The organism is uncultured Phenylobacterium sp., from assembly GCF_902826855.1.
Lineage (GTDB): Bacteria > Pseudomonadota > Alphaproteobacteria > Caulobacterales > Caulobacteraceae > Phenylobacterium.
Genome location: NZ_CADEGK010000021.1, coordinates 16,082 through 35,098, shown reverse-complemented (window position 1 = coordinate 35,098; position 19,017 = coordinate 16,082). Strand labels below are relative to the sequence as shown.

Genomic DNA, 19,017 nt, shown 5'->3' with positions numbered 1-19,017 from the left:
TCGACATGTCGGCGCGCGAGATCGTGTCGACCGCCAAGCGCACGGGCGCCCAGGTTCGCGGTCCGGTTCCGCTGCCCACCCGCATCGAGAAATTCACCGTCAACCGCTCGCCTCACATCGACAAGAAGTCGCGCGAGCAGTTCGAAATCCGCACGCACAAGCGCGTGCTCGACATCGTCGACCCCACCCCGCAGACCGTGGACGCGCTGATGAAGCTCGACCTGTCCGCCGGCGTGAACGTCGAGATCAAGCTCTCAGGGAATTGATCCGATGCGAACCGGCGTAATCGCCAAGAAACTCGGTATGGCCCGCTTCTTCGACGAAGCCGGCGCGCACGTACCGGTGACCGTGCTCAGCCTCGAGGGCTGTCAGGTCGTGGCCCACCGCACCAAGGATAAGGACGGCTACGTGGCCCTCCAGCTTGGCGCGGGTTCCAAGAAACCCAAGAACACCTCGAAGGCCCTGCGCGGCCACTTCGGCAAGGCCCAGGTCGAGCCCAAGCACAAGGTGGTCGAATTCCGCGTCTCCGAGGATAACCTCATCGACGTGGGCGCCGAGATCACGGCCGACCACTACCTCCCCGGCCAGAAGATCGACGTCACCGCCACGACGGTGGGCAAGGGCTTCGCCGGCGCGATGAAGCGCTGGAACTTCGGCGGCCTGCGGGCCACGCACGGCGTGTCGGTGTCGCACCGCTCGCACGGCTCCACCGGCCAGAGGCAGGACCCGGGCCGTACCTTCAAGGGCAAGAAGATGGCTGGCCACCTTGGCCAGGAGACCGTCACCACCCTCAACGTCACCGTCTGGCGCGTCGACGTCGAGCGCGGTCTGATCCTGGTGCGGGGCTCCGTCCCGGGCACGGAAGGGACCTACGTCCGCCTCCGCGACGCGGTGAAGTCGGCTGCGCCGGAAGGCGTGCCTACCCCCGGCGCATTCCGTCGCAACGGCGAAGCGCCTGCGGCCAACGAAGGGCCTGACGCTGCCGCGGCCGTTGAAGAGGCCGCCGTGACCGAAGCGCCCGTCGAGGCCGCCGCGCACGAAGCTGAAGCGCCCGTCGCCGAAGCGCCGGCCGCTGAAGAGGCCCCGAAGACCGAAGGGGACAAAGCCTAATGAAACTCGACGTCATCAAGCTGGACGGCGGGAAGGGCGGCTCGATCGAGCTGGCCGACGAGATCTTCGGCATCGAAGAGATCCGCGGCGACATCCTTCAACGGGTCGTCACCTGGCAACTCGCGAAGCGCCGCTCGGGCAACCACAAGGTCCAGGTCCGCAACGAGGTCTCCCGCACCTCGAAGAAGATGTACAAGCAGAAGGGCACCGGCGGCGCCCGTCACGGCTCGCGCCGGGCGGCCCAGTTCGTCGGCGGCGCCCGGGCCCACGGCCCCGTGGTCCGCAGCCACGCCTTCGACCTGCCCAAGAAGGTCCGCGCGCTGGCGCTTCGCCACGCCCTGTCCTCCAAGGCCAAGGACGGCTCGCTGATCGTGATCGACAATGTCGCCATCAACGACCCGAAGACCGCGGCGCTGCGTGCGCAACTTACGAGCCTGGGCGTCTCTAACGCCCTGTTCATCGCCGGGGCCGAGGTTGACAAGAACTTCGGCCTGGCCGCACGCAACATCCCCAACGTGGATGTGCTGCCGAACGCCGGCCTGAACGTCTACGACGTGCTGCGTCGCCGCACCCTCGTCCTGACCAAGGACGCGGTGGCCGCGATCAACGCGCGCTTCCAGCCTGAGGAGGCCGCGTGATGGCCGTGGAGCCCACAGTCCGTCACTACGACACCATCCTGTCGCCGGTGATCACCGAGAAGGCCACGCTGCTCTCCGAGCAGAACAAGGTGGTCTTCCGCGTGGCCGGGGACGCGTCCAAGGACGAGATCGCCGCCGCTGTCGAAGCGCTGTTCAAGGTCAATGTCACGAAGGTCAATACGATCAACGTGAAGGGCAAGACCAAGCGCTTCCGCGGCATCAAGGGTCGGCGTTCCGACGTCAAGAAAGCGATCGTGACGCTGGCCGAAGGCCAGTCGATCGACATCACCACGGGGCTCTAAGTCGATGGCTCTGAAGCAATTCAACCCGACCTCGCCTGGCCGTCGCCAGCTGGTCCTGGTCGACAAGTCCGAGCTCCACAAGGGCCGGCCGGAGAAGTCCCTCGTCGAGGGGCTGACCAAGTCCGGCGGCCGGGGCGGCAACGGCCGCATCGCGGTCCGCTTCCGCGGCGGCGGCGCCAAGCGCCTCTACCGCATGGTGGACTTCAAGCGCCGCAAGTTCGACATGCCGGCCACGGTCGAGCGCCTGGAATACGACCCGAACCGTTCGGCCTTCATCGCCCTGGTGAACTACACTGACGGCGAGAAGGCCTACATCTTGGCGCCGCAGCGCCTGAAGGTCGGGGACCAGGTGATCGCCGCCGAACGGGCTGACGTGAAGCCCGGCAACGCCATGCCGCTACGCGGCATGCCGATCGGCACGATCATCCACAACATCGAGCTCAAGCCCATGAAGGGCGGCCAGGTGGCCCGCTCTGCCGGGACCTACGCCCAGCTGGTCGGCCGGGACGCGGGCTACGCCCAGATCCGCCTGAACTCGGGCGAGCTGCGCATGGTGATGGACACCTGCATGGCCACGGTGGGCGCGGTCTCGAACCCCGACCACATGAACGAGGTGATGGGCAAGGCCGGCCGCAACCGCCACAAGGGCCGCAGGCCCCACGTGCGCGGCGTGGCCATGAACCCGATCGACCACCCGCACGGCGGCGGCGAAGGCCGCACCTCCGGCGGCCGCCACCCGGTCACCCCCTGGGGAAAGCCCACCAAGGGATCCAAGACCCGCAAGAACAAGGCGACGGACAAGTACATCATCCGCTCGCGCCATGCTCGGAAGGCTCGCTAAGCCATGACCCGTTCCGTCTGGAAAGGCCCGTTCGTCGACGGGTATCTGCTCAAGAAGGCCGAAGCCGTCCAAAACTCCGGCCGCAAGGACGTGATCAAGACCTGGTCGCGCCGCTCGACGATCATGCCGCAGTTCGTGGGCCTGACGTTCGGCGTCCACAACGGCCAGAAGCACGTTCCCGTGCTTGTCTCCGAAGACATGGTCGGCATGAAGCTGGGCGAGTTCGCACCCACCCGCTTCTTCCCCGGCCACGCGGCCGACAAGAAGGCCAAGAGGAAGTAGGATGAGCAAGCAAGCGAAAGCCCGCCGCCTCACCGGCCAGGAGGCCATGGCCAAGGTCTGCAGCGTGCGCACCAGCGCGCGCAAGCTGAACCTGGTCGCCGCCTCGATCCGCGGCCTGAAGGTGCAGCGTGCGCTGAACGAACTCGAGTTCAGCCACCGCCGCATCGCCAAGGACGTCCGCAAGGCGCTGTACTCGGCGATCTCCAATGCCGAGAACAACCACAACCTCGACATCGACAGTCTGATCGTCGCCGAGGCCTTCGTGGGCAAGAACCTGATCATGAAGCGCTTCCACGCCCGCGCCCGCGGCCGTGCTTCGCGCGTCGAAAAGCCGTTCAGCGAGATCACGATCGTGGTCCGCGAAGTGGGTGAGGCCGCCTAATGGGTCAGAAGATCAATCCGGTCGGGCTTCGCCTCGGCATCAACCGCACCTGGGACAGCCGCTGGTTCGCCGACGGCCCAGAGTACGGCCGCCTGCTGCACGAGGACATCAAGGTCCGCCGGCAGCTGAAGAAGCGCCTGTACCAGGCCGGCGTGTCGCGGATCATCATCGAGCGCCCGCACAAGAAGTGCCGCATCACCATCTATGCCGCCCGCCCTGGCGTGATCATCGGCAAGAAGGGTGCGGACATCGAGAAGCTGCGCAAGGACGTGGCGGCGATGACCGATGGCGAGGTTCACCTGAACATCGTCGAGATCCGCAAGCCCGAGACCGACGCCCAGCTGGTGGCCGAGAACATCGCCCAGCAGCTCGAGCGCCGCGTCGCCTTCCGCCGGGCCATGAAGCGCTCGATGCAGTCGGCCATGCGCCTGGGCGCCAAGGGCGTCCGCATCAACGTTTCCGGCCGCCTCGGCGGCGCGGAGATCGCCCGGATGGAGTGGTACCGCGAAGGCCGCGTGCCGCTGCACACCCTGCGCGCCGACGTGGACTACGGCTTCACCGAGGCCAAGACCACCTACGGCATCATTGGCGTGAAGGTGTGGGTCTTCAAGGGCGAGGTCCTGGACCACGACCCGATGGCGCTGGACAAGCGCCTGGCCAGCGAGAGCGGGCCCGCTGGTGAAGGCGGCGGCCGTGAACGTGGCGATCGTCCCGACCGCGGCCCCCGTCGCGATCGCCGCGAACCGGCGAACGCCTAAGGATCCGAAGAGATGCTGTCTCCGAAGAAAACCAAGTACCGCAAGCAGTTCAAGGGCCGTATTCACGGCCTGGCCAAGGGCGGTTTCACCCTCAACTTCGGCTCCTACGGGCTGAAGTCGGTGGAGCCGGAGCGCATCACCGCGCGTCAGATCGAGGCGGCCCGCCGCGCGATCACGCGCCAGATGAAGCGCCAGGGCCGGGTGTGGATCCGCATCTATCCGGACGTTCCGGTGACCGGCAAGCCGGCCGAAGTCCGCATGGGCAAGGGCAAGGGCGCGGTCGATTACTGGGCGGCCCGCGTCCATCCGGGGCGGATCATGTTCGAAATCGACGGCGTGCCGGACGATGTGGCCCGTGAAGCCCTGCGCCTCGGCGCGGCCAAGCTTCCGATCAAGACCCGCATCGTCACGCGCATCGACGCGCCGGTCGCGGAGCACGCGTGATGAAGATCGAAGAAGTCCGGGGGCTCACCCCCGATCAGCTGGCCGACCAACTCGTCTCCCTGAAGAAGGAGCAGTTCAACCTGCGCTTCCAGAAGGCGACCGGCCAGATCGAAAAGACCCACCGCGTGGACCAGGTGCGCAAGGATATCGCGCGCATCAAGACGGTCCTGCGCGGCAAGCAGGCCCAGGCCTGAGGAGGACCGACAGATGCCGAAACGAATTCTCGAGGGCGTTGTCGTCTCCGACAAGGGCGACAAGACGGTGATTGTGAAGGTCGAGCGGACCTTCCTGCACCCGGTGCTGAAGAAGACCGTCCGCCGGTCCAAGAAGTACCACGCCCATGACGAGGCCAATGCTCACAAAGCCGGCGAGGTCGTCCGCATCATCGAATGCGCGCCCAAGTCGAAAACCAAGACCTGGGAAGTGCTGCCTGCCGGCGGCGCGGCCCAAGCGTAAGGATCGACACACATGATCCAGATGCAAACTAACCTGGACGTCGCCGACAATTCCGGCGCCCGCCGGGTCATGTGCATCAAGGTGCTGGGCGGCGCGAAGCGCCGTTACGCCGGCGTTGGTGACAAGATCGTCGTCTCCGTGAAGGAGGCGATCCCGCGCGGCCGCGTGAAGAAGGGCGATGTGCTGCAGGCCATCGTCGTTCGGACCAGCCAGGCCATCAAGCGCAAGGACGGCTCGGTGATCCGCTTCGACAAGAACGCGGCCGTGATCGTCAACAAGCAATCCGAGCCGATCGGCACGCGGATCTTTGGCCCGGTTCCCCGCGAACTGCGCGCCAAGAACCACATGAAGATCATCTCGCTCGCGCCCGAGGTGCTGTGATGAGCGCAAAGATCAAGAAGGGGGACCGCGTCGTGGTCCTCACCGGCAAGGACAAGGGCCGCCAGGGCAACGTCCTGAAGGTCCTGCCCAAGGACGAACGCGTCGTGGTGCAGGGCCTGAACATGGTTCAGCGCCACACCCGCCCGACGCAGGGCGACCCGCAGGGCGGCATCAAGAACAAGGAAGCGTCGCTCCACCTGTCGAACGTGGCCATCGTCGATTCCACCGGCAAGGCGACCCGCGTCGGCTTCCGCGTGGACGGCGACAAGAAGGTCCGTTTCGCCAAGACGACCGGCGAGGTGATCAATGGCTGATCAAGCTTATGAACCGCGGCTCAAGACCGAGTACCGCCAGCGCATCCGGGCGAAGCTGAAGGAGCACTTCGGCTACACGAACGAGATGCAGATCCCGAAGATCGAGAAGATCGTGATCAACATGGGCGTGGGCGAAGCCGTCGCCGACTCCAAGAAGATCAACTCGGCGATGGCGGACCTGGCGAAGATCGCCGGCCAGAAGCCGGTGGCCACGAAGGCGCGTCTCTCGATCGCCAGCTTCAAGCTGCGCGAGGGCATGACGGTTGGCTGCAAGGTCACCCTGCGCAAGGATCAGATGTACGAGTTCCTCGACCGCCTGATCACCATCGCCTTGCCGCGGGTGAAGGACTTCCGGGGCCTGAAGCCCACGTCCTTCGACGGCCGCGGCAATTACGCCATGGGTCTGAAGGAGCACATCGTGTTCCCGGAAATCAACTACGACCAGATCGACCAGATCTGGGGCATGGACATCATCGTCACCACCACTGCGAAGACCGATGACGAAGCTCGCGAGCTTCTCAGGGAATTCCAGTTCCCGTTCGTGCAAGCGCAAGCTTAGCGGCGGGAAGGAACAGGCACATGGCAAAGAAAAGCGCCGTCAACCGCAACGAACGGGTCAAGAAGCTCGTGAAGACGTACGCCGCCAAGCGCATTGCGCTGAAGGCGACGGCGAACAACGCGAGCCTCGCGCCCGAGGAACGTTTCGACGCCCGCCTCAAGCTGGCCGAACTGCCCCGCAACTCGTCCAAGACCCGCATCCGTAACCGATGCGAGATCACGGGCCGGCCGCGCGGCTACTACCGCAAGCTGAAGATGAGCCGGATCTCCCTGCGCGACCTCGGGTCCGCAGGCCTGATCCCCGGCCTCGTCAAGTCGAGCTGGTAAGGGGAGGGACAAGTGGTCAACGACCCCATTGGCGATCTGATCGCCCGCATCAAGAACGCCGCTTCGCGCGGCCGCTCCAAGGTCTCGACGCCCGCGTCGAAGATGCGCTCGCGCGTCCTCGACGTACTGGCCGACGAGGGCTACATCCGCGGCTACCACCTGGTGGAAAAGCCCGGCGCCTTCCCGGAGTTCGAGATCGAGCTGAAGTACTTTGACGGCGCCCCCGTCATCGTCGAGATCAGCCGCGTCTCCAAGCCGGGCCGGCGCGTCTATTCGTCGATCAAGGACCTGAAGCCGGTAAAGAACGGCCTCGGGATCTCGATCCTGTCGACGCCCAAGGGCGTCATGTCGGACACCGCGGCGCGCGACGCCAACGTGGGCGGCGAAGTGCTCTGCCGGGTCTACTGATATGTCTCGTATCGGAAAGAAGGCGGTCGCCATCCCGCAAGGGGTCACGGTGACCCTCGACGGCCAGACGGTCGCGGTGAAGGGCCCCAAGGGGCAGCTTTCCTGGACGGTCGCCGAAGAGATCGAAGTGAAGCAGGAGAACGGCGAACTGACGCTCTCCATGCGAGCCGACACCACACGCGCACATGCGATGTGGGGCCTGTCGCGCACGCTGGTGGCGAACATGGTCCAGGGGGTCACCCAGGGCTATGAGCGCACCCTCGAACTGGTCGGCGTCGGCTATCGCGCGGCGATGAAGGGGTCGAACCTCTCCATGCAGCTGGGCTTCAGCCACGACGTGGACATCAAGCCGCCGGAAGGCGTGCAGTTCGCGGTGCCGAAGCAGACCGAAATCCGCATCTCCGGGATCGACAAGCAGGTCGTGGGCGAGATTGCCGCCCAGATCCGCCGCATCCGTCCGCCGGAGCCCTACAAGGGCAAGGGCGTGCGCTACGCGGGCGAAAAGGTCCGGCGCAAGGAAGGCAAGAAGAAGTAGGCCATGGCGCTCTCCAACCGCTCCACCACTATCCGTCGCGCCCAGCGCGTCCGCACCCACCTCAAGAAGGTGGCCAACGGGCGTCCGCGGCTGTCGGTCTTCCGCTCGGCCAAGAACATCTACGCCCAGATCATCGATGATGCGCGCGGCGTGACGCTGGCGGCCGCTTCATCGCTGGAAGGCGAGAAGGCCAAGGCCAAGGGTTCCGACAAGGACGCCGCCGCGAAGGTCGGCGCCCTGGTCGCCCAGCGCGCCATCGAAAAGGGCGTCAAGGACGTCGTCTTCGATCGTGGGGGCTACCTGTACCACGGTCGGGTCAAGGCCCTGGCCGACGCCGCGCGCGAAGCCGGCCTGAACTTCTAAGGAAACGATCATGGCTCGCAGAGACGAACAGCGCGGCGGCGGACGCAATCGCAACGAAGAAGAACGCGACAGCGACATCGTCGAGAAGCTGGTCCACATCAACCGCGTTGCGGCCACCGTGAAGGGCGGCCGCCGGTTCTCCTTCGCCGCCCTCATGATCGTGGGCGACCAGAAGGGCCGCGTCGGCTTTGGTCACGGCAAGGCGCGCGAAGTGCCGGAAGCCATCCGCAAGGCGACCGAAGAGGCCAAGAAGTCGATGATCCGCGTGCCGCTGCGCGAAAGCCGCACGCTGCACCATGACGGCAACGGCCGCTGGGGCGCGGGCAAGGTGATGGTGCGCGCGGCGCCTCCCGGCACCGGCGTCATCGCCGGTGGCCCGATGCGCGCGGTGCTGGAAACCCTGGGCGTCCAGGACGTGGTCGGCAAGTCGGTCGGCTCGTCCAACCCCTACAACATGGTGCGCGCGACGTTCGAAGCGCTGAAGGCCCAATCCTCGCCCCGCCAGGTCGCGGCCAAGCGCGGCAAGAAGGTCTCCGACGTGATCGGCCGCCGCGCCGACGGCGCCTCGGCGGTTGCGGCCGCCGCGGACGCGGAAGGTTAGTCACATGGCTCAGATTACCGTTCGCCAGACCGGCAGCCCGATCCGCCGCAAGAACGACCAGCGCGCCACCCTGGTGGGCCTGGGCCTCAACCGGCTGGGCCGCACCTCCACGCTCGAGGACAACCCCTCGGTGCGCGGCATGATTGCCAAGGTGCAACACCTGGTCGAGGTGGTGGAGGGCTAGTCCTCCACCCACCCCAACTCACATCAGCCGAGTCCGGCGATCGCCGGGCGATAGATCTCCAAAGGAGAGGCGCATGACCAAGCTCAACGAAATCGCTCCGCGCGAAGGGTCCGTGAAGGGCCGCATGCGTGTCGGCCGTGGCCCGGGCTCGGGCAAGGGCAAGACCGCCGGCCGCGGCGTGAAGGGTCAGAAGGCGCGCTCCGGCGTGTCGATCCACGGCTTCGAAGGCGGCCAGATGCCGCTGCACATGCGCATGCCCAAGCGCGGCTTCACCTCGCGCAACCGCAAGGACTTCGCGGAGGTGAACCTGTGGCGTCTCGAGCAGGCGATCGAGGCCGGCAAGCTCGACGCCAAGGCCGCGATCGACGCCGAGGCGCTGCTGAAGGCCGGCGTCATCCGCCGGGCGAAGGACGGCGTGAAGCTGCTGGGCAAGGGGGAGCTGAAGTCGAAGCTCAACCTCACCGTCTATTCCGCCACTGCTTCGGCCCGCGCGGCCGTCGAAAAGGCTGGCGGCACACTCACCACGACCAAGCCCGAGGCCGCCGCCGAAGAGGCGAAGGCCTAAGGACTGTGACCGCGCCGCCCCTCGCTATCGGTAGCGACGCGTCCTATCTGAGCGGGACTATGGTGAAGGGGATTGCCTGAATGGCTTCGGCCGCTGAACAGCTCGCCGCGAACCTGAACTTCGGCGCCTTCGCCAAGGCCACGGAGCTTCACAAGCGCATCTGGTTCACCCTGATGGCGATGGTCGTCTATCGCCTCGGGACCTACATCCCGATCCCCGGCATCGACCCGGTCGCCTTCCAGGAGGCCTTCACCGGCCAGTCCAAGGGCATCCTGGGCATGTTCAACATGTTCTCGGGCGGCGCCGTCGAGCGGATGGCGGTCTTCGCGCTGAACGTGATGCCCTACATCTCCGCGTCGATCATCGTGCAGCTCCTGCAGACGGTCTATCCACCGTGGGAGAAGCTGAAGAAGGACGGCGGCGAGGCGGGCCGCAAGCAGCTCAACCAGTACACCCGCTACCTCACTGTCGTGCTGGCGGTGTTCCAGAGCTTCACGATCGCAGCCGGCCTGTCGCAGAGCCCGGGGATGGTCGAGAACCCCGGCCTGTTCTTCATCATCTCCACTGTCGTGACGCTCACCGGCGGGACGATGTTCCTGATGTGGCTCGGCGAGCAGATCACCAGCCGTGGGGTCGGCAACGGCATCTCTCTGATCATCTTCGCCGGCATCGTGGCGGTCCTGCCGCAGTACATTTTCCAGTCGCTGGAGCTGACCCGCTCCGGTGCGATGAACCCGGCCACCCTGTTCGTCATCGCCGCCCTGGTGATCGTCGTCACCGTCGCCATCGTGTTCATGGAGCGGTCGCAGCGCCGACTGCTGGTGCAGTACCCAAAGCGTCAGGTCGGCAACCGCATGTTCGGCGGCGACACCTCGTTCCTGCCGCTGAAGATCAACACGTCCGGCGTGATCCCGCCGATCTTCGCCAGCTCGCTGCTGCTGCTGCCGACCACGGTGATGGGCTTTGCTGCGCAGGGAAACCTGCCCGCGTGGCTGCAGTGGCTGCCCTACGCGGTAGGCCAGCTGACGCACGGGCAGCCCGCCTTCATTGCGCTGTACGGCGCCCTGATCGTGTTCTTCTGCTTCTTCTACACCTCGGTGGTGTTCAACCCCGAGGACACCGCCGAGAACCTCCGCAAGTACGGCGGGTTCCTGCCGGGCATCCGGCCGGGCAAGCGAACGGCTGAGTACCTGGACTACGTCCTCACCCGCCTGACGGTGATCGGCGCGGCCTACATCACCATCGTCTGCCTGCTGCCCGAGGCCCTGATCGGCTTCTTCAACGTGCAGTTCTACATGGGCGGCACGTCGCTGCTGATCGTGGTGAGCGTTACGATGGACACCGTCGCCCAGATCCAGTCGCACCTCCTGGCCCACCAGTACGAAGGCCTGATCAAGAAGTCGAAGCTGCGCGGCCGAGGCCGCTAGGCCGGGTTGTCTGACCTAAGGACGGGCGCCATCAAGAGCGCCCCCCGCGCGTTCCGCGCGGACCTTGAGCAAGATGAGCCGGTTCACATAACCGGCTCGGGGGAGAGAGTGTGAGATGAACCTGATCCTGTTCGGTCCGCCGGCGGCGGGGAAGGGCACCCAGGCCAAGCGTCTGGTCGACGGCCGCAACATGGTGCAGCTGTCCACCGGCGACATGCTGCGCGCAGCGATCGCGTCGGGCTCGGAGCTTGGACAACGGGTCTCCGGCATCATGCAGCGCGGCGAGCTGGTCTCCGACGAGATCGTCATCGAACTGATCGAGAGTCGCCTGCCGGAGACGGAGGCCGCCGGGGGTGCGATCTTCGACGGCTTCCCGCGCACGCTGGCCCAGGCCGAGGCCCTGGACAGGATGCTGGCCGGCCGGGGCGCCAAGATCGACCTGGTCATCCGCCTGAAGGTCGACGACGAGGCGCTGAAGAAACGCATCGCGGGTCGCTTCGCCGAGTCGGGCCGGCCCGACGACAACCCGGAGAGCTTCGTGATCCGGCTGAATGCCTACAATACCCAGACCGCGCCGCTGCTGCCGTACTACCAGGGCCAGGGCAAGCTGGTGGAAGTCGACGGCATGGGCTCGATGGACGCGGTGGCCGCCGGCATCGACAAGGCGCTGGGCTGACCACGCTGACCGATTCCCCCAACCGGCGCCGCGCATTGCGGATCGGGGCGGCTCATGCTTTTCTCGCGACTGGCCGGCCATGTCCGAGCCTCGATGACCCACGCCAGGGCGGACTACCCCTTGCGCGTGCAGCAATTCGTTCACATTTGGGCGTTTCCGCCATTGACGGCGCGTCGCCGATCCATATAACGGGGCGCTTCCGCGAAAGAGCGCGAAGGACGCGCCGGCCGACGCCTATGGGTGTTGAGGGTCGGGGCGCCGTTCGCGCTTCTCTTGCGTGATCCAGGAGAAGGTTTCACGTGGCTCGTATTGCTGGCGTCAATATCCCCACCAACAAGCGCGTCGTCGTCGCGCTGCAGTACATCCATGGCATCGGCGAGGCGAAGGCCCGCGAGATCGTCGATAAGGTTGGCATCGAGGACGCCCGGCGCGTCAATCAGCTGACCGACCAGGAAGTCCTGCAGATCCGCGAGACGATCGACCGCGACTACATGGTGGAAGGCGACCTGCGTCGCGAGACCGCGGTCAACATCAAGCGCCTGATGGACCTGGCCTGCTATCGCGGCCTGCGTCACCGCAAGGGCCTGCCGGTCCGCGGACAGCGCACGCACACCAACGCCAGGACCCGCAAGGGCCCCGCCAAGCCGATCGCCGGCAAGAAGAAGTAAGAGAGCGTATCTCCGATGGCCAAGGAACCGGCGCGCGTCAAACGTCGCGAGCGTAAGAACATCACCTCGGGCGTGGCGCACGTGAACGCCTCGTTCAACAACACCATGATCACCATCACCGACGCCCAGGGCAACGCGATCTCCTGGTCCTCCGCCGGCCTGATGGGGTTCAAGGGTTCGCGTAAGTCGACGCCCTATGCCGCCCAGATGGCGGCCGAGGACGCCGGCCGTAAAGCCGCCGAACACGGCGTGCGGACGCTGGAAGTAAATGTCTCGGGCCCCGGCTCGGGACGTGAGTCCGCGCTCCGCGCTCTGCAGGCGGTGGGTATGACGATCACCACTATCCGGGACGTGACCCCTATTCCGCATAACGGCTGCCGCCCGCCCAAGCGCCGGCGCGTCTAGTCGCAAGACCGACCTAATCCCTGACGCCGGTCCGCGGTTTGCGGCCGGCGATCCTGCGTTTCCGAGGGACACACGTGATCGAACGAAACTGGAATGAGCTAATCCGTCCCGAAAAGCCGCAGATCGAGATCGGCCAGGACGCCGCCCGCAAGGCGCGTCTGGTGGCCGAACCCCTCGAGCGCGGCTTTGGCGTGACCCTGGGCAACAGCCTGCGGCGCGTGCTCCTCTCCTCCCTGCAGGGCGCGGCGGTGACCGCGGTGCAGATCGACGGCGTGGTCCACGAGTTCTCGTCGCTGGAAGGCGTGCGTGAGGACGTGGTCGACATCGTTCTGAACATCAAGCAACTGGCGCTGCGCATGCACGCCGAGGGCCCGAAGCGGATGACGCTGCGCGCCAACGGCCCCGGCGCGGTGACGGCGGCGCAGATCGAGGCCCCCTCGGACATCGAGATCCTCAACCCCGACCACGTGCTCTGCACGCTGGACGAGGGCGCCCAGGTGCGCATGGAGTTCACGGTCCAGACCGGCAAGGGCTATGTCCCCGCCGAGATGAACCGCCCCGAGGATGCCCCGATCGGCCTCATCGCCGTCGACGCCCTCTATTCGCCGGTCAAGCGCGTCGCCTATCGCGTCGAGCCGACCCGCCAGGGCCAGAGCCTCGACTACGACAAGCTGATCATGGACCTGGAGACCAACGGAGCGGTTTCGCCCGTGGACGCGGTGGCCTACGCCGCCCGCATCCTCCAGGACCAGCTGCAGATCTTCATCACCTTCGAAGAGCCGAAGAAGAAGGTCGAAGGCGAAGCCAAGCCGGAACTGCCGTTCAACCCGGCGCTGTTGAAGAAGGTCGACGAGCTCGAGCTCTCCGTCCGTTCGGCCAACTGCCTGAAGAACGACAACATCGTCTACATCGGCGACCTGATCCAGAAGACCGAGGCGGAGATGCTCCGCACCCCGAACTTCGGCCGCAAGTCGCTGAACGAGATCAAGGAAGTTCTCGCCGGGATGGGTCTCCACCTCGGCATGGACGTGCCGAACTGGCCGCCGGAGAACATCGAAGAGCTCGCCAAGAAGTTCGAAGACCAGATGTAGCAAACGCTTTCACGCCGACTCCAGGCCGCGTCCCGCGGTCCGGGCCCGAGGAAGCCGCAACAGCGGCGGAGGGCCCCGGCGATTTCGTGATGACCCAGGCGGGAGCAGGCTGGGACTTGTTCAGGCAAGGACGCCTACCCGGCAGGTCGGGCGCGTCCGGCGGGCAAAGCGCCCAGGAGATATGAAATGCGCCACGGTATCGCCCATCGCAAACTGGGCCGCACGTCCGCCCACCGAACCGCCATGTTCGCCAACATGTCGGCCAGCCTCATCAAGCACGAGCAGATCGTCACGACCCTGCCAAAGGCCAAGGAGCTCCGCCCCTTCGTCGAGAAGCTGGTGACGCTGGCCAAGCGCGGCAGCCTGCATGCGCGCCGCCAGGCGATCAGCCAAGTCCGCGACGTGGAGCAGGTGGGCAAGCTCTTCGCCGTCCTGGGTCCGCGCTACAAGGAACGCCAGGGTGGCTACATCCGCGTCCTGAAGGCCGGCTATCGCCACGGCGACAATGCCGCCATGGCGGTGATCGAGTTCGTCGACCGCGACCCGTCCGAAAAGGGCAAGGACAGCGGTCCGACCGCTGACACCGCCTTCGGCTCGGACGAATAGACCGCTCACACAATCAGATCGCAGGAGCCCCGGAAGTCCGCTTCCGGGGCTTTTCGTTGCCCGGCTTCCGCAGCGGCGACATGGACCGTTGACGATATGATTGCGGTATGAGTTAAATATTGTGGAAATATGCAAGAAAATGGCTACGACCTCCGACCAGGTGATTGCCGGATACCGTCGAGCCGCTGCGAAGGAGGCCGCTCATGGCTGAACGAACGTCCCTCACCTCGGCGCTGTGCTACCGCGATCCTCGGGCGGCGCTGAAATTCCTGGAAGCGGCATTCGGCTTCGAACTGGTCATGCTGATCGAGGACGGCGAGGGCAATATCGCTCACTCCCAGATGCGGTTCGGCAACGCCGAGGTGATGATCGGGAGCGAGTGGACAGACGACCACAAGAGCCCGGCCTCGATCGGTGGCAAGGTCACCCAGACGGTGCATATCCACATCGACACCGACTGCGACGCCCATTGCGAGCGCGCCCGCGCGGCCGGCTTCGAGATCCTGATGGAGCCCACGACGCAGTTCTACGGCGACCGCAGCTACCGCTGCCGCGACCCCGAGGGACACATCTGGACCATCGGCCAGAGCGTCGAGGCGGTCAGCCGTGAGGAGGCCGAAGCGGTCAGCGGGCTGAAGATCACGGGCTGGATCTGATGCCCGCGCTGGACCTGGAGCAGACTTACCTCAGCCTGGACGGGCAGGGGCAAGTGCGGACCCATCCCGCAGCGGGGTTCTGGGAAAGCGTCGACGAAAACCCGACCCTGCTCGGCACGCTGGTGTCCGCCTTCCCGAACACCGAGGACTGGCCTCAGTGGGAGATGCACCCGGCGGGCGAGGAGGTCCTGGTGCTGGTCGAGGGCCGCATGATCTTGATCCTGGACGAACCGGGCGGCGAGCGGCGCGTGGAGATGACGCCGGGATCCACCTGCATCGTGCCGAGGGGGATCTGGCATCGCGCCCTCGTCCCGGAAGCGGGCAGCCTTCTCACCCTCACCTACGGCGCCGGCACCCAGCACCGGCCGCTCTGATGGCCGCATCCTCCGCCGCCCTGGACCAGACCCTGGCCGCGTTGGCCGATCCGTATCGCAGGCGTGTGGTCGACCTGCTGGCGGAGCGGCCGCGGGCGTCGGGGGAACTGGCGCGGGCGCTGGACATCAGCGCGCCCGCCATGAGCCGCCACCTGAAGACGCTCCGCACCTGTGGCCTCGTGGAGGAGTCCCATCCCGAGTTCGATGCACGCGTCCGCATCTACGCCTTGAGGCCCGAACCGATGGTCCATCTGCTGCGCTGGCTGGAGGAGAGCGAACGGCTGTGGAGCGCCCAGCTCCTGGCGTTCAAGGCGCATATCGAGAAGGCGGTCCCGGCCGGACCCGACGCATGACGTCCAAGGTCTATGTCGCCCTTCGCGTGAAGGCGACGCCGGAGCGCGCGTTTGCGGTGTTCACCGGTGAGGGCGGCGAGTGGTGGCGCCCGCACGGCCTGTTCCAGACCACGCCGCGGGCGCCTGGGCGCCTCGCGTTCGAGCCGCAGGGCGAGGGCGGGCGGCTGATCGAGACCCTGGCCAACGGCAAGGTCTTCGAGATCGGCAGCGTGCTGGCCTGGGCGCCGGGGGAACGCCTGGTCTTCTCTTGGCGGCAGGCCAGTTTCCCGGTGGATCTTCACACCGAGGTCGAGGTCCGTTTCGAGGCGGTCGGCGAGGAGACGCGGGTCAGCGTCGAGCATCGCGGCTACGACCAGGTCCCCGCCGAGAGTGCGGCGCGTCACCGTTTCCCCGACCAGGCGCTGCTCGCGCGACTGGCGGAATTCTGGCAGGCGCAGCTGCGTTCCGTGGGCGCGCGGGTGACGTAACCGTGTTGCTCAGGTTCCCTTTTTGTTTCATCCTGGCGGTTGGGAGAGACGCCAAATGACCGAACCGACCAAGACGCGGCGCGGGCGCGAGGCGGGTTTCCGTTTCATTTTCGCGGCCGCGTTGATGAACGCCGTCTCGTTCGGGATCATGATCCCCGTGCTGCCCAACCTGGTGAAGCAGCTTTCGGGCGGCGACACGGCCGACGCCTCCACCTGGAACGCCCTGTTCGCAGTGAGCTGGGGGCTGATGCAGCTCTGCGTCGCGCCCCTTCTCGGCATGCTCTCCGACCGGATCGGACGCAGGCCGGTGATGCTGATCTCCTTCGGCGGTCTGGCGATCGACTTCCTGTTCATGGCGTTTGCGCCCAGCTTGTTCTGGCTGTTCGTCGGCCGGCTGATCAACGGGGCGACCGCGGCCAGTTTCTCGACCGCAAACGCCTATGTGGCGGACGTGACCGCGCCGCAGGACCGGGCAAAGACCTTCGGCCTGATGGGCTCGGCGTTCTCCTTCGGCTTCCTGATCGGGCCGGCCCTGGGCGGGTTCCTGGCCGGGGAGTGGATGACCAGCTACCTCGGCGACTTCGCCCTGCGGGTGCCGTTCCTCGCAGCCGCGGGGCTGACGGCGGTCAACTGGCTTTACGGCCTGTTCGTGCTGCCGGAATCGCTGCCGCCGGAGAAGCGCCAGAAGAGCTTCCAGTGGCGCCAGGCCATTCCGCTCGTCTCGCTGTCGTTCCTGGGCAAGCACGGGGACCTGCTGGGCTTGGCCGGCGTGAACTTCCTCTTCCAGCTGGCCCACACGGTCCTGCCGTCGATCTTCGTGCTCTACGCCGGCTACCGGTACGGCTGGGGGGCCGACATCGTGGGCCTGAGCATGATGGCCACCGGGATCCTGGGCATCCTGGTCCAGACCCTGCTGGTCGGGCCGGTGGTGGCGCGGATCGGGGAGCGCGGAGCGCTGCTGCTGGGCACGCTCGCCGGCGCCGTCGGCTTCGCCCTCTACGGCTGGGCGCCCACCGGCTGGGCGTATCTCGCCTCGGCCCCGGTGTTCGCGCTGATGAACTTCATGCAGCCTGGCCTTCAGGGCCTGATGACCCGGCGCGTGGGACCGCAGCAGCAGGGGCAGCTTCAAGGCGCCAATCAAGGCTTGCAGGGCATAGCCTCCGTGGCGGGCCCGATGGTCTTCGGCCTGACCTTCGCCTGGGCCGTTCGGCACGACGCGAGCTTGCACATGCCCGGCCTGCCCATCTACATCGCCGCCGGACTGATGGTGGCCGCCTACCTGCTGTCGCTGCGGGTCGGCCATGCCCCGCGGGGGGCTGTTCCGGCGGCCGCCGAGTAGGCTGCGCGCCACTTTTGCGCCTGAACCTTGGCCGATATCAGCCGCCGTTTCAGGTGTAAGGAATGACGATGTTCGCAAGACGCGCCCTCATCCTCCTCGCAGCTCTCTCGACCGCCGCGTCGGCCGCCGCCCAGGTCCAGCCGACCCTGGCTCCGCCAGCCTTGGCCCAACCCAACCGCGTCCCGCCCGGAGACGCCCTGACGATGAAGTCCTCCTTCGCCCCGGTGGTGCGCCGCGCCGCGCCGGCGGTGGTGAACATCTCGTCCAAGCGGCTGGTGCGCCAGCAGACTGACCCCTTCTGGTCGCTGTTCGGCCGCGGAGTGCCGCAGGCGCGACTGGCCCAGTCGCTGGGCTCCGGCGTGATCGTGCGGCCCGACGGCGTCGTGGTCACCAACAACCACGTGGTCGAGGGCGGCCAGGAGATCACCGTCGCGCTCTCCGACCGTCGGGAGTTCGCCGCCAAGATCCTGCTGGCCGACCCGCGTCGCGACCTCGCGGTGCTCAAGATCGATCTCCCCGCCGGCGAGCGCCTCCCCGTTCTGGCCATGGACGACTCCGGCGACACCGAGGTCGGCGACCTGGTGCTGGCGATCGGCGACCCCTTCGGCGTCGGCCAGACCGTGACCAACGGCATCATCTCGGCGCTGAACCGCACCGCCGATCCCACCGGCGAGATGGGCTCGGCCTATATCCAGACCGACGCGGCGATCAATCCGGGCAACTCCGGCGGCGCGCTCATCGACATGGACGGCGACCTCATCGGGGTGAACAGCTTCATCCTCTCGCGCTCGGGCTCCTCGTCCGGCGTCGGCTTCGCGATCCCGGCCGCGGTCGTGCGCCGCGTGGTGGAGACGGCGGTGGGCGGTGGGCGCGCGGTGGTGCGGCCCTGGCTGGGCGCGCGCATCCAGAGCGTGACGCCGGACCTGGCCCGCGGCCTGGGCCTCAGCGTGCCGCAGGGCGCCATCGTGGCCGATATCTGGCCGAACGGCCCCGCCGCGCGCGCCGGCCTGCGCCAAGGCGACGTGGTGATGCGCATCGACGGGCGTCCCGTGCCCGACGCCGCGATGCTCACCTACGCCATCGGCAACCATCGCCCGGGTGAGACCGCGCCGCTGGTTGTGCGCCGCGACGGGCGGGAACAGACGCTCACGCTGCGGGCCGAGCCGCCGCCCGCGACGCCGGCGCGCGATCAGCGCACGCTCGCCGGCCGCCACCCGTTCGACGGGGCCACAGTCGTGAACCTGTCGCCGGCGGTGGCCGACGAGGTGGGTATGGATCCCTTCGCCCCGCCCGGCGTGCTGGTGACCGGCGTCAGCCGCGGCCTGGCGCTGAACTTCGGCCTGCGGCCCGGCGACATCGTGCGCGAGGTCAACGGCGTGCGGATCGCCACGGTGCGCGGCCTTGCCGACGCGCTGGCGGGCCCGCAGCCGGGATGGCGGGTGACAATCGAACGGAACGGCCAACAGATCATCGGCACGTTCCGGGCCTAGTCCCGGCTGCATTGCC

The 19,017-nt window shown here is 66.9% G+C and carries 33 protein-coding genes; all 33 read left to right on the top strand.

Going from position 1 to position 19,017, the window contains the following annotated elements; genetic code table 11:
• Window positions 1-5: 5 nt before the first annotated feature.
• The 33 genes from rpsJ (at window position 6) to QZV94_RS05085 (ending at window position 19,001) form a co-directional block, all read left to right on the top strand.
• Window positions 6-266 (top strand): 30S ribosomal protein S10, encoded by a 261-nt coding sequence (rpsJ, locus tag QZV94_RS05245; RefSeq protein WP_293676755.1) that lies wholly within the window; start codon window positions 6-8, stop codon window positions 264-266.
• Between the two features lie 4 nt (window positions 267-270).
• A complete protein-coding gene (gene rplC / locus QZV94_RS05240) occupies window positions 271-1,110 on the top strand; it encodes a 50S ribosomal protein L3 (protein ID WP_293676753.1) in 840 nt (279 codons plus the stop codon).
• Window positions 1,110-1,748: a 50S ribosomal protein L4 gene (gene rplD / locus QZV94_RS05235; protein WP_293676752.1), complete on the top strand. Its 639-nt coding sequence runs from the start codon at window positions 1,110-1,112 to the stop codon at window positions 1,746-1,748. The genes rplC and rplD overlap by 1 nt, the downstream gene beginning before the upstream one ends.
• 5 nt (window positions 1,749-1,753) lie before the next feature.
• Window positions 1,754-2,050 carry a 50S ribosomal protein L23 gene (locus tag QZV94_RS05230; protein ID WP_293676754.1) on the top strand — a complete coding sequence of 99 codons (297 nt, stop codon included), beginning with the start codon at window positions 1,754-1,756 and terminating at the stop codon, window positions 2,048-2,050.
• Window positions 2,051-2,054: 4 nt separating this feature from the next.
• Entirely contained in the window at window positions 2,055-2,891 is an 837-nt protein-coding gene (rplB, locus tag QZV94_RS05225) for a 50S ribosomal protein L2 (RefSeq protein WP_293676751.1), read from the top strand.
• A 3-nt stretch (window positions 2,892-2,894) separates the two neighbouring features.
• On the top strand, window positions 2,895-3,173 hold the full coding sequence (gene rpsS, locus QZV94_RS05220; RefSeq protein ID WP_293676750.1) for a 30S ribosomal protein S19: 279 nt from the start codon (window positions 2,895-2,897) through the stop codon (window positions 3,171-3,173).
• 1 nt (window position 3,174) lies between these two features.
• Window positions 3,175-3,555 carry a 50S ribosomal protein L22 gene (gene rplV, locus QZV94_RS05215; RefSeq protein WP_293676749.1) on the top strand — a complete coding sequence of 127 codons (381 nt, stop codon included), beginning with the start codon at window positions 3,175-3,177 and terminating at the stop codon, window positions 3,553-3,555.
• Window positions 3,555-4,313, top strand: a complete 759-nt coding sequence (rpsC, locus tag QZV94_RS05210) for a 30S ribosomal protein S3 (protein ID WP_293676748.1) — start codon at window positions 3,555-3,557, stop codon at window positions 4,311-4,313. Before rplV ends, rpsC begins: the two co-directional genes overlap by 1 nt.
• A 12-nt stretch (window positions 4,314-4,325) precedes the next feature.
• Window positions 4,326-4,757: a 50S ribosomal protein L16 gene (gene rplP / locus QZV94_RS05205; RefSeq protein WP_293676747.1), complete on the top strand. Its 432-nt coding sequence runs from the start codon at window positions 4,326-4,328 to the stop codon at window positions 4,755-4,757.
• Window positions 4,757-4,951, top strand: a complete 195-nt coding sequence (gene rpmC / locus QZV94_RS05200) for a 50S ribosomal protein L29 (RefSeq protein ID WP_293353410.1) — start codon at window positions 4,757-4,759, stop codon at window positions 4,949-4,951. Before rplP ends, rpmC begins: the two co-directional genes overlap by 1 nt.
• 13 nt (window positions 4,952-4,964) lie before the next feature.
• Window positions 4,965-5,213, top strand: coding sequence for a 30S ribosomal protein S17 (rpsQ, locus tag QZV94_RS05195; protein WP_293676746.1), 249 nt, complete (start codon window positions 4,965-4,967; stop codon window positions 5,211-5,213).
• 12 nt (window positions 5,214-5,225) lie between these two features.
• Window positions 5,226-5,594 (top strand): 50S ribosomal protein L14, encoded by a 369-nt coding sequence (rplN, locus tag QZV94_RS05190; protein ID WP_293676745.1) that lies wholly within the window; start codon window positions 5,226-5,228, stop codon window positions 5,592-5,594.
• Entirely contained in the window at window positions 5,594-5,908 is a 315-nt protein-coding gene (gene rplX, locus QZV94_RS05185; protein ID WP_293676744.1) for a 50S ribosomal protein L24, read from the top strand. Before rplN ends, rplX begins: the two co-directional genes overlap by 1 nt.
• Window positions 5,901-6,467, top strand: a complete 567-nt coding sequence (gene rplE / locus QZV94_RS05180) for a 50S ribosomal protein L5 (RefSeq protein WP_293676743.1) — start codon at window positions 5,901-5,903, stop codon at window positions 6,465-6,467. The genes rplX and rplE overlap by 8 nt, the downstream gene beginning before the upstream one ends.
• A gap of 20 nt (window positions 6,468-6,487) precedes the next feature.
• Window positions 6,488-6,793, top strand: a complete 306-nt coding sequence (gene rpsN / locus QZV94_RS05175; RefSeq protein WP_293676742.1) for a 30S ribosomal protein S14 — start codon at window positions 6,488-6,490, stop codon at window positions 6,791-6,793.
• Between the two features lie 12 nt (window positions 6,794-6,805).
• Window positions 6,806-7,201 carry a 30S ribosomal protein S8 gene (gene rpsH / locus QZV94_RS05170; RefSeq protein ID WP_293676741.1) on the top strand — a complete coding sequence of 132 codons (396 nt, stop codon included), beginning with the start codon at window positions 6,806-6,808 and terminating at the stop codon, window positions 7,199-7,201.
• 1 nt (window position 7,202) lies between these two features.
• Complete coding sequence (rplF, locus tag QZV94_RS05165; RefSeq protein ID WP_293676740.1) at window positions 7,203-7,736, top strand: 50S ribosomal protein L6; 534 nt, start codon at window positions 7,203-7,205, stop codon at window positions 7,734-7,736.
• Between the two features lie 3 nt (window positions 7,737-7,739).
• On the top strand, window positions 7,740-8,099 hold the full coding sequence (gene rplR / locus QZV94_RS05160) for a 50S ribosomal protein L18 (RefSeq protein WP_293676739.1): 360 nt from the start codon (window positions 7,740-7,742) through the stop codon (window positions 8,097-8,099).
• 10 nt (window positions 8,100-8,109) lie between these two features.
• The gene (gene rpsE / locus QZV94_RS05155) at window positions 8,110-8,700 is read left to right on the top strand and encodes a 30S ribosomal protein S5 (RefSeq protein WP_293676738.1); all 591 of its coding nucleotides are present in this window, start codon (window positions 8,110-8,112) and stop codon (window positions 8,698-8,700) included.
• Between the two features lie 4 nt (window positions 8,701-8,704).
• Window positions 8,705-8,884, top strand: a complete 180-nt coding sequence (gene rpmD, locus QZV94_RS05150; protein ID WP_293676737.1) for a 50S ribosomal protein L30 — start codon at window positions 8,705-8,707, stop codon at window positions 8,882-8,884.
• 73 nt (window positions 8,885-8,957) lie between these two features.
• Window positions 8,958-9,449, top strand: coding sequence for a 50S ribosomal protein L15 (gene rplO, locus QZV94_RS05145; protein ID WP_293676736.1), 492 nt, complete (start codon window positions 8,958-8,960; stop codon window positions 9,447-9,449).
• Between the two features lie 80 nt (window positions 9,450-9,529).
• A complete protein-coding gene (gene secY, locus QZV94_RS05140) occupies window positions 9,530-10,876 on the top strand; it encodes a preprotein translocase subunit SecY (RefSeq protein ID WP_293676735.1) in 1,347 nt (448 codons plus the stop codon).
• Window positions 10,877-10,991: 115 nt separating this feature from the next.
• Window positions 10,992-11,552, top strand: coding sequence for an adenylate kinase (locus tag QZV94_RS05135; RefSeq protein WP_293676734.1), 561 nt, complete (start codon window positions 10,992-10,994; stop codon window positions 11,550-11,552).
• Between the two features lie 299 nt (window positions 11,553-11,851).
• On the top strand, window positions 11,852-12,220 hold the full coding sequence (gene rpsM, locus QZV94_RS05130; protein WP_293676733.1) for a 30S ribosomal protein S13: 369 nt from the start codon (window positions 11,852-11,854) through the stop codon (window positions 12,218-12,220).
• A 15-nt stretch (window positions 12,221-12,235) separates the two neighbouring features.
• The gene (gene rpsK, locus QZV94_RS05125) at window positions 12,236-12,625 is read left to right on the top strand and encodes a 30S ribosomal protein S11 (RefSeq protein WP_111274690.1); all 390 of its coding nucleotides are present in this window, start codon (window positions 12,236-12,238) and stop codon (window positions 12,623-12,625) included.
• Between the two features lie 74 nt (window positions 12,626-12,699).
• On the top strand, window positions 12,700-13,716 hold the full coding sequence (locus tag QZV94_RS05120; RefSeq protein ID WP_293676732.1) for a DNA-directed RNA polymerase subunit alpha: 1,017 nt from the start codon (window positions 12,700-12,702) through the stop codon (window positions 13,714-13,716).
• Between the two features lie 186 nt (window positions 13,717-13,902).
• Window positions 13,903-14,322 carry a 50S ribosomal protein L17 gene (gene rplQ, locus QZV94_RS05115; RefSeq protein WP_293676731.1) on the top strand — a complete coding sequence of 140 codons (420 nt, stop codon included), beginning with the start codon at window positions 13,903-13,905 and terminating at the stop codon, window positions 14,320-14,322.
• 203 nt (window positions 14,323-14,525) lie between these two features.
• Window positions 14,526-14,978 carry a VOC family protein gene (locus QZV94_RS05110; RefSeq protein WP_293676730.1) on the top strand — a complete coding sequence of 151 codons (453 nt, stop codon included), beginning with the start codon at window positions 14,526-14,528 and terminating at the stop codon, window positions 14,976-14,978.
• On the top strand, window positions 14,978-15,352 hold the full coding sequence (locus QZV94_RS05105; RefSeq protein WP_293676729.1) for a cupin domain-containing protein: 375 nt from the start codon (window positions 14,978-14,980) through the stop codon (window positions 15,350-15,352). The genes QZV94_RS05110 and QZV94_RS05105 overlap by 1 nt, the downstream gene beginning before the upstream one ends.
• Window positions 15,352-15,705, top strand: coding sequence for a helix-turn-helix transcriptional regulator (locus QZV94_RS05100; protein WP_293676728.1), 354 nt, complete (start codon window positions 15,352-15,354; stop codon window positions 15,703-15,705). Before QZV94_RS05105 ends, QZV94_RS05100 begins: the two co-directional genes overlap by 1 nt.
• Window positions 15,702-16,172 (top strand): SRPBCC domain-containing protein, encoded by a 471-nt coding sequence (locus QZV94_RS05095; RefSeq protein WP_293676727.1) that lies wholly within the window; start codon window positions 15,702-15,704, stop codon window positions 16,170-16,172. Before QZV94_RS05100 ends, QZV94_RS05095 begins: the two co-directional genes overlap by 4 nt.
• A 55-nt stretch (window positions 16,173-16,227) precedes the next feature.
• Window positions 16,228-17,511, top strand: a complete 1,284-nt coding sequence (locus QZV94_RS05090) for a TCR/Tet family MFS transporter (RefSeq protein ID WP_293676726.1) — start codon at window positions 16,228-16,230, stop codon at window positions 17,509-17,511.
• Between the two features lie 62 nt (window positions 17,512-17,573).
• The gene (locus tag QZV94_RS05085; RefSeq protein WP_293676725.1) at window positions 17,574-19,001 is read left to right on the top strand and encodes a Do family serine endopeptidase; all 1,428 of its coding nucleotides are present in this window, start codon (window positions 17,574-17,576) and stop codon (window positions 18,999-19,001) included.
• Window positions 19,002-19,017: the final 16 nt, after the last annotated feature.